Annotated in this window: 14 protein-coding genes; 10 read left to right on the forward strand and 4 right to left on the reverse strand. The window is 70.8% G+C overall.

The features are described from left to right. The first annotated feature begins 8 nt into the window (after positions 1-8). The 3 genes from rplU (at position 9) to obgE (ending at position 2,162) form a co-directional block, all read left to right on the forward strand. Positions 9-329, forward strand: coding sequence for a 50S ribosomal protein L21 (gene rplU, locus ACH4LD_RS02245; protein ID WP_030653874.1), 321 nt, complete (start codon positions 9-11; stop codon positions 327-329). A gap of 14 nt (positions 330-343) precedes the next feature. Beyond that, positions 344-598, forward strand: coding sequence for a 50S ribosomal protein L27 (gene rpmA, locus ACH4LD_RS02250; RefSeq protein ID WP_010041940.1), 255 nt, complete (start codon positions 344-346; stop codon positions 596-598). A gap of 118 nt (positions 599-716) precedes the next feature. Then, positions 717-2,162 (forward strand): GTPase ObgE, encoded by a 1,446-nt coding sequence (gene obgE, locus ACH4LD_RS02255; RefSeq protein ID WP_398053298.1) that lies wholly within the window; start codon positions 717-719, stop codon positions 2,160-2,162. An 83-nt stretch (positions 2,163-2,245) separates the two neighbouring features. Here the strand turns inward: obgE and galU are convergent, their stop codons facing one another. From galU to ACH4LD_RS02270, 3 genes are all read right to left on the reverse strand, one after another. Next, positions 2,246-3,160: a UTP--glucose-1-phosphate uridylyltransferase GalU gene (gene galU, locus ACH4LD_RS02260; RefSeq protein WP_398106153.1), complete on the reverse strand. Its 915-nt coding sequence runs from the start codon at positions 3,158-3,160 to the stop codon at positions 2,246-2,248. A gap of 26 nt (positions 3,161-3,186) precedes the next feature. Beyond that, complete coding sequence (locus tag ACH4LD_RS02265; protein WP_398053301.1) at positions 3,187-5,487, reverse strand: CDP-glycerol glycerophosphotransferase family protein; 2,301 nt, start codon at positions 5,485-5,487, stop codon at positions 3,187-3,189. A 446-nt stretch (positions 5,488-5,933) separates the two neighbouring features. After that, positions 5,934-6,665 carry a hypothetical protein gene (locus tag ACH4LD_RS02270; protein WP_398053302.1) on the reverse strand — a complete coding sequence of 244 codons (732 nt, stop codon included), beginning with the start codon at positions 6,663-6,665 and terminating at the stop codon, positions 5,934-5,936. 455 nt (positions 6,666-7,120) lie between these two features. Here ACH4LD_RS02270 and proB point away from each other — a divergent pair, with 455 nt between their 5' ends. The 5 genes from proB (at position 7,121) to ACH4LD_RS02295 (ending at position 12,237) form a co-directional block, all read left to right on the forward strand. Further along, positions 7,121-8,227, forward strand: coding sequence for a glutamate 5-kinase (gene proB, locus ACH4LD_RS02275; RefSeq protein ID WP_398053598.1), 1,107 nt, complete (start codon positions 7,121-7,123; stop codon positions 8,225-8,227). Between the two features lie 212 nt (positions 8,228-8,439). After that, a complete protein-coding gene (locus tag ACH4LD_RS02280; protein ID WP_103810746.1) occupies positions 8,440-8,865 on the forward strand; it encodes a hypothetical protein in 426 nt (141 codons plus the stop codon). Positions 8,866-9,077: 212 nt separating this feature from the next. Next, positions 9,078-10,364, forward strand: a complete 1,287-nt coding sequence (locus tag ACH4LD_RS02285; protein WP_398053303.1) for a glutamate-5-semialdehyde dehydrogenase — start codon at positions 9,078-9,080, stop codon at positions 10,362-10,364. A gap of 114 nt (positions 10,365-10,478) precedes the next feature. Then, complete coding sequence (locus ACH4LD_RS02290; protein ID WP_398053305.1) at positions 10,479-11,078, forward strand: hypothetical protein; 600 nt, start codon at positions 10,479-10,481, stop codon at positions 11,076-11,078. Positions 11,079-11,166: 88 nt separating this feature from the next. Further along, entirely contained in the window at positions 11,167-12,237 is a 1,071-nt protein-coding gene (locus ACH4LD_RS02295; RefSeq protein WP_398053306.1) for a hypothetical protein, read from the forward strand. A gap of 61 nt (positions 12,238-12,298) precedes the next feature. On the opposite strand, the gene ACH4LD_RS02300 is transcribed toward ACH4LD_RS02295, so the two are convergent. Beyond that, positions 12,299-13,384, reverse strand: coding sequence for a M48 family metallopeptidase (locus ACH4LD_RS02300; protein WP_398053307.1), 1,086 nt, complete (start codon positions 13,382-13,384; stop codon positions 12,299-12,301). Between the two features lie 103 nt (positions 13,385-13,487). On the opposite strand from ACH4LD_RS02300, the gene ACH4LD_RS02305 reads away from it, so the two are divergent. Further along, positions 13,488-13,652 (forward strand): hypothetical protein, encoded by a 165-nt coding sequence (locus ACH4LD_RS02305; protein ID WP_132783503.1) that lies wholly within the window; start codon positions 13,488-13,490, stop codon positions 13,650-13,652. A gap of 167 nt (positions 13,653-13,819) precedes the next feature. Next, positions 13,820-13,984: a hypothetical protein gene (locus ACH4LD_RS02310; RefSeq protein WP_165951521.1), complete on the forward strand. Its 165-nt coding sequence runs from the start codon at positions 13,820-13,822 to the stop codon at positions 13,982-13,984. The last annotated feature ends 38 nt before the right edge of the window (positions 13,985-14,022 follow it).

Raw genomic sequence — 14,022 nt, forward strand, 5'->3', positions numbered from 1 at the left:
AGATCCGCGTGTACGCCATCGTGCGCAGCGGTGGTCGCCAGCACAAGGTTGCTGTCGGCGACATCGTTGAGGTTGACAAGATTTCCACTGCCAAGGTTGGCGACACGGTCGAGCTCTCGACCCTGCTCGTTGTCGACGGCGACTCCGTGACCAGCGACCCGTGGGTGCTGGCCGGCATCAAGGTCCAGGCCGAGGTCGTGGACCACCACAAGGGCCAGAAGATCGACATTCTGCGCTACAAGAACAAGACCGGCTACCGCCGTCGGCAGGGCCACCGCCAGCAGTACACGGCGATCAAGGTCACGTCGATCCCCGCGGCTGCGAAGTAAGGGACTGAGGAGAAATGGCACACAAGAAGGGCGCATCGTCCACCCGGAACGGTCGCGACTCCAATGCCCAGCGGCTCGGCGTGAAGCGCTTCGGCGGTCAGGTCGTGAACGCGGGTGAGATCCTGGTCCGCCAGCGCGGCACCCACTTCCACCCCGGCGCGGGCGTCGGCCGTGGCGGCGACGACACGCTGTTCGCCCTGCAGGCCGGTTCGGTGCAGTTCGGCACCCACCGTGGCCGCAAGGTCGTGAACATCGTTCCGGTCGCCTGAGTCGGCTGATCGGAAGCTTTCGCGAGGCGGACCTCACTTCCCGGTCGGGAAGGCGGGTCCGCCTTTCGCGTGTTACCCACAAGACATACCCGGACGTTCCTTCTGGAGGCACTGAACCATGACCACCTTCGTGGACCGCGTCGAACTGCACGTCGCCGCGGGTAACGGAGGCCACGGCTGTGCCTCCGTCCACCGTGAGAAGTTCAAGCCGCTCGGCGGCCCCGACGGCGGCAACGGCGGCCGGGGCGGTGACGTCATCCTGACGGTCGACCAGTCGGTCACGACGCTGCTCGACTACCACCACTCCCCGCACCGCAAGGCCACCAACGGCAAGCCCGGCGAGGGCGGCAACCGCTCCGGCAAGGACGGCCAGGACCTGGTCCTGCCCGTGCCGGACGGCACGGTCGTGCTGGACAAGGCGGGCAACGTGCTCGCCGACCTGGTCGGCCACGGCACCTCGTACATCGCCGCGCAGGGCGGCCGTGGCGGCCTCGGCAACGCGGCGCTGGCCTCCGCCCGCCGCAAGGCGCCCGGCTTCGCCCTGCTCGGCGAGCCCGGTGATGTCCAGGACATCGTCCTGGAGCTGAAGACCGTCGCGGACGTGGCCCTCGTCGGATATCCGAGCGCCGGCAAGTCCTCGCTGATCTCCGTGCTGAGCGCGGCGAAGCCGAAGATCGCCGACTATCCGTTCACCACGCTGGTCCCGAACCTGGGCGTGGTGACCGCAGGTTCCACCGTCTACACCATCGCCGACGTGCCCGGTCTCATCCCCGGCGCCAGCCAGGGCCGCGGCCTGGGCCTTGAGTTCCTGCGGCACGTGGAGCGGTGCAGCGTGCTGGTGCACGTGCTGGACACCGCGACCCTGGAGTCCGACCGTGACCCCGCCTCCGACCTCGACGTCATCGAGGAGGAGCTGCGGCAGTACGGCGGCCTGGGCGACCGGCCCCGCATCGTCGTCCTGAACAAGGTGGACGTGCCGGACGGCAAGGACCTCGCCGAGATGGTCCGCCCCGACCTGGAGGCCCGCGGCTACCGCGTCTTCGAGGTGTCGGCGGTGGCGCACATCGGCCTGCGGGAGCTGACCTTCGCCCTCGGTGAGCTGGTGGCGGGCGCGCGTGCCGCCAAGCCGAAGGAGGAGGCGACCCGGATCGTCATCCGGCCCAAGGCCGTGGACGACGCGGGCTTCACCGTCACCCGTGAGGAGATCGGCGGCGAGCCGCTGTTCCGGGTGCGCGGCGAGAAGCCCGAACGCTGGGTCCGCCAGACCGACTTCAACAACGACGAGGCCGTCGGCTATCTCGCCGACCGGCTCAACCGCCTCGGTGTGGAGGAGCAGTTGATGAAGGCGGGTGCCCGCGCGGGTGACGGCGTCGCCATCGGTCCGGAGGAGAACGCGGTCGTCTTCGACTGGGAGCCGACGGCCATGGCCGGCGCGGAGATGCTCGGCCGCCGCGGCGAGGACCACCGCTTCGACGCGCCCCGGCCCGCGGCACAGCGCCGCCGGGACCGCCAGGCCGAACGGGACGAAGCCAGCCGGGAGTTCGACGACTTCGAGCCGTTCTAGCCCACCGGCAGGGCGGCGGCAACGCGAGAGGGCGGGCCGGAGGTTTTCCTCCGCCCGCCCTCTCGCGTTGCCCCGTCCCGGTGTCAGGCGTTGTCGTCCGTCAGCTCCTGGCCGACGTAACCGCGGAGCCAGGTCCGGAAGTCCGGGCCCAGGTCTTCACGTTCGCACGCGAGTCTGACAATGGCACGCAGGTAGTCGCCGCGGTCACCGGTGTCATAGCGGCGGCCCTTGAAGACGACGCCGTGCACCGGGCCGCCGACCTTCTCGTCCTGCGCGAGCTGCTGGAGGGCGTCGGTGAGCTGGATCTCGCCGCCGCGGCCCGGCTCGGTCTTGCGCAGTATGTCGAAGACGTGCGGGTCGAGGACGTAGCGGCCGATGATCGCGTAGTTCGAGGGGGCGTCCGCCGGGTCGGGCTTCTCGACCAGTCCGGTCACCTTGACCACGTCACCGTCGGCGGTGGCCTCCACGGCCGCGCAGCCGTAGAGGTGGATCTGCTCGGGCGCGACCTCCATCAGGGCGACGACGCTGCCGCCGTGCTGCTCCTGGACCTCGATCATGCGCGCGAGCAGCGGGTCCCGCGGGTCGATCAGGTCGTCACCGAGGAGGACGGCGAAGGGCTCGTGGCCGACGTGCGGGGCGGCGCACAGCACGGCGTGCCCGAGGCCCCTGGGGTCGCCCTGGCGCACGTAGTGCATGGTGGCCAGGTCGCTGGACTCCTGCACCTTCGCGAGCCGTTCGGCGTCGCCCTTCTTCTCCAGCGCCGATTCCAGCTCGTAGTTGCGGTCGAAGTGGTCCTCAAGGGGGCGCTTGTTGCGCCCGGTGATCATGAGGACGTCGTCGAGCCCCGCCGACACGGCCTCCTCGACCACGTACTGGATCGCCGGCTTGTCCACGACCGGCAGCATCTCCTTGGGAGTGGCTTTGGTGGCCGGCAGGAACCGGGTGCCGAGGCCGGCTGCGGGAATGACAGCCTTGGAGATGGTGGGGCGGGAAGCCATGTGGTGCTCTTCTCTCTTTCCGTGTGTCAGGCGCCGATGAGGCCGCGCTCGCCGGTCGGCTGCAGCGGGATGCGTGCCTTGGCGAGGGTGGAGGGTGCGGGCGCCGGAGTGCGCTCGTGCAGGGGCACCACCGCGGGGGCGGCATCCTGACCGAGGAACAGGTGGCGCACCACACGCTCCGCCGCGTTCCCGTCGTCGAACTGCACGAACCGCTCGCGGAACGCGGCGCGCAGCTCGGCGGCCTTGTCGCTGTTCCAGGCGCCGGAACGGAAGACCTCGATCAGCTCTTCCTCGCTGGTCGCCGTCGCGCCCGGCGTCTCGCCCGGCTTGCCCGAGAGAATGTCGAAGTAGACGCCGCGAGCCCGCCGGTAGACCTCCCAGTCGTCCGCGTAGGTGACGATCGGGCGGTCGAGGCACGCGTAGTCGAACATGATGGAGGAGTAGTCGGTGATCAGCGCGTCGGCGGCCAGGCAGAGGTCCTCCACCACCGGATACCTCGACACGTCCTTGATCAGACCGCGGTCCTGCAGCGCCTGCAGCTGGGGGTCGGCGCCGTAGAAGTAGTGGGTGCGCACGAGTACGACGTAGTCGGGGCCCAGCTCGCGGCAGAACCGCTCCAGGTCGATACGGGGCACGTAGCCCTTCTGGTAGTCGCGCACCGTCGGGCAGTAGAGGATGGCCGTCTTGCCCTCCTCGATGCCGAGTTCGGCGCGGATCCGCAGGACGTCCTCACCGGTGGCCCGGAAGAAGACGTCGTTGCGCGGGTAGCCGTACTCGACCGCCTCGAACGCGCAGGGGTACACCCGCTCCCAGATCTCCGTGGAGTGCTGGTTGGAGGTCAGGCTGAGGTCCCACTTGTCGGCCCGCTCCAGCATCTTGGCGAAGCTCATGTTCTTGGCGGCCGCGGGGTACCGCTGCTGGTCGATCCCCATCTGCTTGAGGGGGGTGCCGTGGTGGGTCTGCAGGTGGACCTGCTCCGGGCGCTTGACGAAGTTGTTCGGGAAGTTGACGTTGTTGACGAGGTACTTGGCACGCGCCATGACCTCCCAGTACCGCGGTGAGTTCGCCACGACGTAGTCCACGCCCTCGGGGACGGTCTCCACCGCGTCACGCCGCACGATCCAGACGCCGTGGACGTCGGGAGCGAGTTCTTTCGCCTTCTGGTAGATGGCCGCGGGGTTGCAGGCGACGCCACGGTTCCAGTAGGCCGAGTAGACAGCCAGCTTCTCGTCGACGGGGCGTCGCAGGTGCAGCTGGTAGAGGCGGTTGTAGGCGGTCTTGCCGAGCTTGGTCTTGACCTTGGTGGCCCGCTTGATCACCTGGCGGCGGGTCTTGGTGGCGGCCGTCACCGCCGCGTACGCCGTGTAGGAACCCCGCTCCAGCAGCTGGAACCTGACGCCCTGCGAGCCCTCCGGCAGGACGAAGCCCTTCGGCTTGAAACGCTTGTAGTGCGCGGCCGCCAGCTTGAAGAACTCGGCGCGGTCCTTGGGGACGATGCGGTCCTCACGGGCCAGGGTGAACAGGAAGTGGCTGGCCGCGCGCTCGAACAGCAGCGCCCGTACCGGCTCCAGGTGGGGGCGCTCGTCGAGGAACTCGAAGAGCCGCGTGTACTGCTCGAAGATCCCGAAGTGCTTGCGGCCAGGCGTGCGCATGGAGTTGCCCTGGCGACGCTGTCGGTACTCGACGCACACGTGGTCGGTGGCGGCGATGCGCTCCGCGGTCAGCATGGTCTTGTAGACCATGAGCGCGTCTTCGTAAATGCCGTCGGTGAAGATGAAGTTGTTGCCGACGTAGAACTCACGGCGGTAAGCGCGGTTCCAGACCACGGCGAACATGGTGAGGAACTCGGGGCGCTCCAGGGCCGTGAAGACGTCCGTCCCCGCGCCGGCGAGCATTTCGCCGGCCGCACTCGCCTGAACACGGTTGTTCCAGTAGGTGCGGACGTGGTTGAGCAGCAGGATGTCGGGGTTGCCCGTGACCTCGAGACGGTCGGCTATCGCCTGCAACGCGCCCTCGGCGAGGGTGTCGTCACTGTCCAGGAACAGGATGTACTCGCCGCGCGACTTCAGGGCGCCGGCGTCCCGCGCCTTTCCGATGCCCCGGTTCTCCTCGAAGTGCACGGGTATGACGCGGCTGTCCAGGGCGGCGTACTCATCCAGTATGCGGCCGCAGGCATCGGGGGAGTGGTCGTCGATGGCGACGATCTCGAAATTCTCGAAGGACTGGCTGAGTATGGAATCCAGGCATGCACGCAGGTACCCCTGAACTTTGTAGACTGGGACGACAACGCTTATTTTCGGCGAAGCGTTTCCATTCTCAACGGGCATGCTTGGGGCTCCTGGACTGTCGCTCAGACTCGAACGCGCCCCGCAGCCGGGCGTACGGTGGCGGGACGCGAGAGGCACAAGGAGTGCGAGGTTAACGTTTGTAGAAGCGTATCGTACGTCTCTGTGCGGATGGTTCTACCGTATGCCCGGCCGTGGCTGGTCGGCCGGGGTGTGGCAAGGGTCACGGATGGCCCCGGTGAGGGCTGGACCAGGACCGTCCGGTGGTACGGACCGCACCGGGTGCCGGCCGGGAGGCGGGGTGGCTGCCGCAGCCCGCGCAGTCAGGTGGAGGCCGGGTACGTGCCGGAAATGGTGAAATCGATCCCGGTATTCACGATGCGCCGGAATCCGCAGAGGCATACGGAAGTGCGGCCGGCCACAGATCCGGGCTGCCGGCCGAAGCCCGGCTTCCGTCGGAATTCCGGGCGCACACTCCTGGTGTTCCCTCAGGCCTTGAGGTCCGTCCTGTCTCCCATCACCACGACAGGGTGCAGCCGGGGATCGAGGGTGCGCAGCAGGTACCGCATCGCCGACTCGGACTGGCTCACGCACGCCGAAGTGCCGCTGCCGTGGTCCATGTGCAGCCAGATGCTGCCGCCCTTCGACTGGCCCTGCGGCCTCGTCGGGTCGTTGGGCGCGGTGCCCTTGACGCGGTTGTAGTCGATGGCTATGACGTAGTCGAAGTCGTGCCAGTACGACTTCTTCCAGTAGTGGGGCGCCTGGAAGGCGGAGGACCGGGTGTACGGCAGCCTGGTCCCCGGTGCGGCGAGGACGCCACCCGCGTCGCTGAGCGTGAACACCCCCACAGGACTGCGCAGATCACCCTCGTGATGGTCCGTCGTCCAGCCCTTCCGCCCGTTGTGCGCCGCCCAGGAGCGTTCCTGCTTCCAGACGGCGCCGTGCTTGGTGAAGAGGGCGACGGTGGAGTCGGGGGAGTTCTTCCCCGCGCCGTACACCGCGACCACCTGACGGGAGTCGGCCGGTACCTGCCGCCACAGCCGGTCCCCGATGCCGGGTACGCGCTTGAGGGCCGTCTTCCGCGGCTGCGTGTCGTCGTCGGACCGGTCCCGCTGGGCGGTACTCCCGTGGCCCGAAGTACCGCACGCCGCGACCGACATCACCAGCAGCCCACCGAGAACCCCGCCCAACCCTGCCCGTGCCGAACCTCTTCTCCGCATGGGGTCCATGGTCGCAGACCGCCGCGAACGCGGCCGTTCCGCCCTCTCCGCCACCGGCCGAAGCCGGCGTGCGGACGGGCCAGTTGGGGTGGGGCCGGGCCGGGACCCTGGACGAGGTGGTGCCGTACGGCCGGAGGGCGGCGCGCGGGCGGCACTCGGCCAGGGCGGCCCCGGTGCCGGCGCTGACGGCACCCGCGAGGGCTTCGACGGCGTCGCCGGACCGGCCGGAGGTGACGTGGCGTCTCCGAGGACCAGGGCGATCCAGGCTGGGCGGCCGTCCACGGGGAGGTGCCTCGTCGGGGTGACACCGGCGGGTCCCCGCCCGGGACTGTCCGGCGGTTGAGCAGCGCGGGCACGCCGTGCCCGGCTTCCCGTAGATTGAGGACGCCGGGAAGCACGGTGCCGGACGCGCACGTGAAGGAGACGGACCGCAGGTGGCAAGGGCAAGGCAGGCCGTGGGCGAGGCCCGCAGGATCGTCGTCAAGGTGGGCTCCTCCTCGCTGACCACCGCCGCGGGTGGCCTGGACGCCGACCGCGTCGACGCGCTGGTCGACGTCCTCGCCAAGATCCGCAGCGGTGGCGAGAAGGAGATCGTGCTGGTCTCCTCCGGCGCCATCGCCGCCGGCCTCGCCCCGCTCGGTCTGCGCCGCCGCCCCAAGGACCTCGCGCGCCAGCAGGCCGCCGCCAGCGTCGGCCAGGGCCTGCTCGTCGCCCGCTACACCGCCTCCTTCGCCCGCTACGGCGTCCGCGTCGGCCAAGTCCTGCTCACCAGCGACGACATGAGCCGCCGCGCCCATCACCGAAACGCCTCCCGCACCCTCGACCAGCTGCTCGCGATGGGTGCCTTCCCGGTCGTCAACGAGAACGACACCGTCGCCACCGACGAGATCCGCTTCGGCGACAACGACCGCCTCGCCGCCCTCGTCGCCCACCTCGTCCACGCCGACCTGCTGGTCCTCCTCTCCGACGTCGACGGCGTCTACGACGGCGACCCCAGCAGGCCCGGCACCTCCCGGATCGCGGAGGTGAAGGGCCCGGAGGACCTCGCCGGCGTCGAGATCGGCAGCGCGGGCAAGGCCGGCGTCGGCACCGGCGGCATGGTCACCAAGGTGGAGGCCGCCCGGATCGCCGCCGCCGCCGGCATCCCGGTGGTGCTGACCAGCGCTGTCCACGCGGCCGAGGCCCTGGCCGGCGGCGACACCGGCACCTATTTCCACGCCACCGGCAAGCGCTCCGCCGAGCGGCTCCTCTGGCTCCAGCACGCCTCCACCCCGCAGGGCGCCCTGATCCTGGACGACGGCGCGGTGGACGCGGTCGTCAAGCGGCGCACCTCGCTGCTGCCCGCCGGGATCGCCGCCGTCGAGGGCGAGTTCAGCGCGGGCGACCCCGTCGAGCTGCGGGACACCACGGGCCGCGCCGTGGGCCGGGGACTCGTCAACTTCGACGCCAAGGAGATCCCCCGGCTGATCGGGCGTTCGACCCGCGAGCTGGCACGTGAGCTGGGCCCGGCGTACGAACGCGAGGTCGTACACAGGGACGACCTGGTCCTCCTGCACCCCTGAGGCCCGCGGAAGGCCCGTGAAACGGGGCCTGTGGGACGCCCCCGGTGGGGGACGTTCCGTAAAACCGCCACGCGGAGCCCTGCGGCCTGCTCAACTTTGTCTGGGGGACATGTTGAAGGGACGGGTTCCGTCAAGGGGCCGAGCGAGCCATACGAGCATGCGAGCCGTGCGAGCCACGTGAGCCGTGCGAGCCATGCGTGAAGGAGGCCGTCGTGAGACGAGTGCGCCCGGGGGCGGCGTCCCGTGGTGCTCTGACGAGCGTCGCGGCCGGGGACACCTATGAGGAGCCCAAGGACCTGCCCAGGCTGTGGCACGTCACCCTCAGCGTCTCCGGGGAGAAGGTCCCGCTGCCCGAACTGCGGCGGGCCCTGGAACAGCTCGCCCACGACCATCCCTTCCTGCTGACCAGCAGATACGCGACCGACCACGCCGAGATCCGGTACTGGGAAGAGGCCCGCGACCTGCACGACGCCGCCGCCGTGGCGCTGCGCCTGTGGGGCGAGCACCGGCAGAGCGCCGGCCTGCCGCCCTGGGAGATCGTCGGCCTGGAGGTCATCGACCGCGAGACCTACCACCACCGCATCGCCGAGGGCTACGGCCCCGCCCCGGCGACACCGGTGGGGGTGCACCCGTTCTGAGCGGGGCGGGCCGGGGCGGGGCTGGTGCGGTGGGGCCGCTCGGGTGCGGGGAGCCCGGATCGGCTGTCGGCTGAGCGGGTGCCACGTGGGTGCACCGCGCCGGAGCGAGCGGTCCGGCCGTTCCCCCGCCCAGGAAGGTTCACCCCTTTTGGGGTGTCTCGGGGTGTGGGACGACCGCTGAACCGCCGGGCCCCGCGCACTACCCTTCCCTCATGACCACGCTCTCGCCGTACGACTCGATGTCCCCGGTCACCCAGGCCGCCTACCGGGCCAAGGCCGCCGCCGCCGACCTCGCGCCGCTCCCGCGCGCCGTGAAGGACGACGCGCTGCTCGCCATCGCCGACGCCCTGGAGGTCCGGACCGCCGAGATCGTCGAGGCCAACGCCAAGGACGTGGCCAAGGCCCGGGAGAACGGCACCAGCGAGGCCATCGTCGACCGGCTCACCCTCACCCCGGAGCGGGTCCGCGCCATCGCCTCCGACGTCCGCGACGTCGCGAAGCTGCCCGACCCGGTCGGCGAGGTCGTCCGGGGCTCCACCCTCCCCAACGGCATCGACCTGCGCCAGGTCCGTGTCCCGCTCGGTGTCGTCGGCATCATCTACGAGGCCCGCCCGAACGTCACCGTGGACGCCGCCGCCCTCTGCCTCAAGTCCGGCAACGCGGTCCTCCTGCGTGGCTCGGCCTCCGCCTACGAGTCCAACTCCGCCCTCGTCCGGGTGCTCCGCGACGCCGTCGGCGGCGCCGGGCTGCCCGCCGACGCCGTGCAGCTGGTGCCCGGCGAGAGCCGCGACTCCGTCCGCGAGCTGATGCGCGCCCGCGGCCTGGTCGACGTCCTCATCCCGCGCGGCGGAGCCTCCCTGATCCAGACCGTGGTCAACGAGTCCACGGTCCCCGTGATCGAGACCGGCACCGGCAACTGCCACGTCTACGTCGACGCCCAGGCCGACATCGACACGGCCGTCGAGATCCTGATCAACTCCAAGGCCCAGCGGGTCAGCGTCTGCAACGCCGCCGAGACCCTCCTGGTCCACCAGGACATCGCCGCCGAGTTCCTGCCGCGCGCCCTGGACGCCCTCGCCGAGGCCGGCGTCACCGTCCACGCCGACGAGCGGGTCATGGCCTACGCCAAGGACTCCACGGCCACCGTGGTCGAGGCGACCACCGAGGACTGGGAGACGGAGTACCTGTCGTACGACATCGCCGCCGCGGTGGTGGACTCCCTGGACAAGGCCGTCGAGCACATCCGGCTGTGGACCTCCGGGCACACCGAGGCCATCGTCACCACCTCCCAGCAGGCCGCCCGCCGCTTCACCCAGCTGGTCGACTCCACCACTGTCGCCGTGAACGCCTCCACCCGCTTCACCGACGGCGGCCAGTTCGGCTTCGGCGCCGAGATCGGCATCTCCACCCAGAAGCTGCACGCCCGCGGCCCCATGGGCCTGCCGGAGCTGACCAGCACCAAGTACATCGTCACCGGCGACGGACACGTCCGCCGCTGAGGATCACCCGTCCGGCCGCGGGCCGCTGTCCCGAGCCCCGTCCCGCGCCCGTCCTGCGGCCCGGCCCCGAAGGCGTCTCACCAGGCAGACGAATTTCCGTACCGTCTGCCCAAATTGACCCCCCAGGTCTACTCTGGACACGTGCCGGAGGACGTGGGGGGCACGCCGTTCCCTGACGGCTGGGAGCCCGACGACGACCACGACCACGGGGTGTCGGACGAAGAGTTCGCCTCCGTGGTCTTCGACGAGGCCTTCGTACAGGCGGCCACCTTCCACGAGCCGACCGCCGTGGAGCGCCTTCTGGCCGCGGCCCAGGCCAGAGCAGAGGCATCCGAGGCCGAGGCCCGCCGCGCCCGCGCCCGAGGCGAGCGCTACGACGACGGCTACGGCCCCGAGGGCACCGTATTCGGCCGGGATCACGACGATGACGAGCTGGACGACACCTACGGCCTCGGCGACCACCACGGCCCCTTCGGTGCCTACGGCAAGCAGGTCCGCTGGCACCGGCCCGTGGCCTGGGTCCTCGCCGTCGTGATGGGCATCGGCATGGTCGCCCTGGCCTTCGCCGCCGTCTACCGGGGCGGCTCCTCGGGCACCCGCGACCGCGTTCCCGCCCCCGCCTCCACCGGCCTCGAACAGGGCAGCGCGTCCGCCCCCGGCTCCGCCACCGACCGCTCCCGGCCGGCCGTCTCGGCCATTCCGCCCTCCCCCTGAGCGCCCCGCCCGAGCTTGGTGAGAACCTGTCAGAAGTTGTCGTCCGGCGGGGCGTTTACCCGGGGCTCACGAGACCTACTCTGAAGGTATGGGCGGGCCTGGAGACCCACCGGAGGGGACACCCGAGGGCGGCCCCGGCGGTGCGGAGGACGAATACCGATCCGTCGTCTTCGACGAGTCGTTCGTCCGTGCTGCCCGCCTCCAGGAGTTCTCCGCCGAGGAGCGGATGGCCGACCACGCCCCCGCCGTCCGCCGCCGCCCGCCCCTGCACCGGGGCCTCACCCGGCAGGTCCTCGTCCTGGTCCTGCTGATCGCCGTCGCCTTCGCCACCGCGATCTACATGGGCGTCCGCCACCCCTACGGCTCCCCGCAGACCCGGCGGCCCGTGGAATCCCTCAGGATGACCGTCATCCCGCTCGCCCCCCAGGGCAAGGTGCCCGGCGCCACGGACCCCGAGAGGCTCTACGCGCACAGCCCCGCCGCCCCGTACGAGACCGGCGCCGAGGGCATCCCCCTGCCGGCCTCGCGCGGCACCGCCCACTTCTCCGACAGCCAGGTGGTGACCGCCCTCACCACCGCCAAGGACTACATCGTCCGCTCCTCGCTCTACCCCGAGGTGCTCAGCGGCCGCGAGGTCAGCCCCGCCCGCGCCCTGATCGACTCCGACCAGCTCGCCCAGTTCGACCAGAGCTTCGACCACCCGGCGGCTGACGGCCGGCACGCGGCCACGGGCTGGGTGGTCCGCATCGACCCCGCCCGCGCCCAGCTCGCCGACGGCAGGATCCGCGTGTTCGGCAGCCTGCACGCGGCCGAAGCCGACTCGGCGACCCTGGAGGTCACCGCCGACCACACCTTCGTCTACGCCCTGCGCCCCATCGGCGCCGCCGCCGACGCCCCCGCCTCCCTCTTCACGGTCCGCCGCGAAGTGACCTTCCGCTTCGACCGCGACGACCTGCGCACCCACCAGGTCCAGCTGGTCACGTCCTACGTCCAGGCGGGCCCCCTCGCCTGCGCCGAGGACGCCTCGGCCTACCTGCGTCCCCTCCTGGCCGGCCAGACGGCCCGGTCGGGCGGCCCCGCGGGCACCAATCCCTACGAGACGGACAGCGCCACGGCCCTGTGCGGGACGCTGGCCACCGGGGCCCAGCCGAAGGTGTGAGGGGCGCGGAGGGGAAACGGCGCCGCGCCGAAGGCCGTGGCCCCCTCCGCCGGCCTGGCGGCTACTCCTCGCCGCCGCCCGGGGCGTCCCCCTTGGCCGGCGGCGGGCTCCGGAAGCCGTCGAAGCCCCGCCGGACCCGGCCGCCCAGGTCGCCCGCGCCGCCCGCGAGGTCCGTGACCAGCTTCATCAGCGGGTCCTTGGAGGTCTTCACATCGCTCGCGTAGCTGGCCGCCGACTCGCGGAAGGAGTCGCTGACGGAGGCGTCCCCGTCCTCGCTGCGCCGGGGGTAGTGCCCGTCCATGATCCGCTGGTAGTCCCGGGACTCGGCCCACTTCTTCAGCTCGGCGGCCCGCACGGTGGTGAAGGGATGCGAGCGGGGCAGCACGTTCAGGATCTTCAGCACCGAGTCGCGCAGATCGCCCCCGGAGTCGTACTCCTCGGCCTGCTCCAGGAACGCGTCCACGTTCATCTCGTGCAGATGGTTGCCGCCCGCTATCTTCATCAGCCCCCGCATCGAGGCCCGGACGTCCTGGCCCACCAGCAGGCCCGCCCGGTCGGCGGACAGCTCCGACTTGCGGAACCACTCCCGCAGCGCCGTGACGATCGCCATGATCGCCAGGTTGCCCAGCGGGATCCAGGCGACCTTCAGCGCGAGGCTCGTCAGGAACAGCAGGATGGTGCGGTACACCGAGTGCCCGGACAGCGCGTGCCCCACCTCGTGCCCGACGACCGCCCGCATCTCCTCCTCGTCGAGCAGCTCCACCAGCCCCGTGCTGACCACGATGATCGGCTCGTCCAGGCCGATGCACATCGCGGTCGGCTGCGGGTCCTGCGTGACGTACATCGGCGGAACCTTCTGCAGGTCCAGGATGTAACAGGCGTCCAGCAGCATGTCGTGCAGGTGCGAGAACTGCCGCTCGGAGACCCGCACCGAGTCGGACAGGAACAGCAGCCTGAGGCTCCGCTCCGGCAGCAGCCCGCTGAGCGCCTTGAAGACGGTGTCGAACCCGCTCAGCTTGCGCAGCGCGACCAGGGCCGAGCGGTCGGCGGGGTGCTCGTACGCGCGCGTGGAGATCCCCGGGAAGCGTCTGCGCTGCCTGCTCGGCACCCGCTCGTGCCCCGTGTGCTGGTGGCCGTCGTCGGACATGTCTTCCCCCATGTGCGTGTGAGTGCCCACTGTGCCCCCGAGGCGGGGCCCAGCCTAGGCGGAGATACCTTGGACGGGCAGTACACCCGAAGGAGTCCACGTCATGGAGCACCACCCCGCAGCCGCCTGGCTGACCGAGGCCGCCACGAGCGCCGTCCAGCAGCACGGGTCAGGGAACCTGCTCCGCGTCGTGCTGATCGTGATGGTCCTCGGCTGCGTACTGACCGCCTGGTTCCTCCTGCGCGGCTACAAGCGGAAGGACGACTGACGGGCGGCGAAGGTTCCCCGCCGCCGGGCACCGACCGCTCCCCGCCGCGCGTGAGCCGCCGGCGCCCTCCGGTCGCAACGGCGGAGTCGGCGTGATCGCCGCACGGCCGCCCGCTTACGATGGGCCGACATCTTTATTCCGCCCACACGCGATAGGTCCTGCCGAAGATGAGCCTCCACAGCGCAGCAGCCCAGTTGGTCACCCTTGCCGCCGAGGGCGAGCAGCACGGCGGAAACCACAACAGCCTGAACCCGGCCCTCACCGGCGGCGGCGCCCTGTTCATCCTGCTCCTGCTGCTGTGGATCACCACGCGCTTCAACCGCGACCGCTGAGCGGGGAACCCGTCCCCGGCCGGACGTCCGAGGCCGGG

The sequence above is a fragment of the Streptomyces sp. NPDC017676 genome (assembly GCF_044329325.1).
GTDB lineage: Bacteria > Actinomycetota > Actinomycetes > Streptomycetales > Streptomycetaceae > Streptomyces.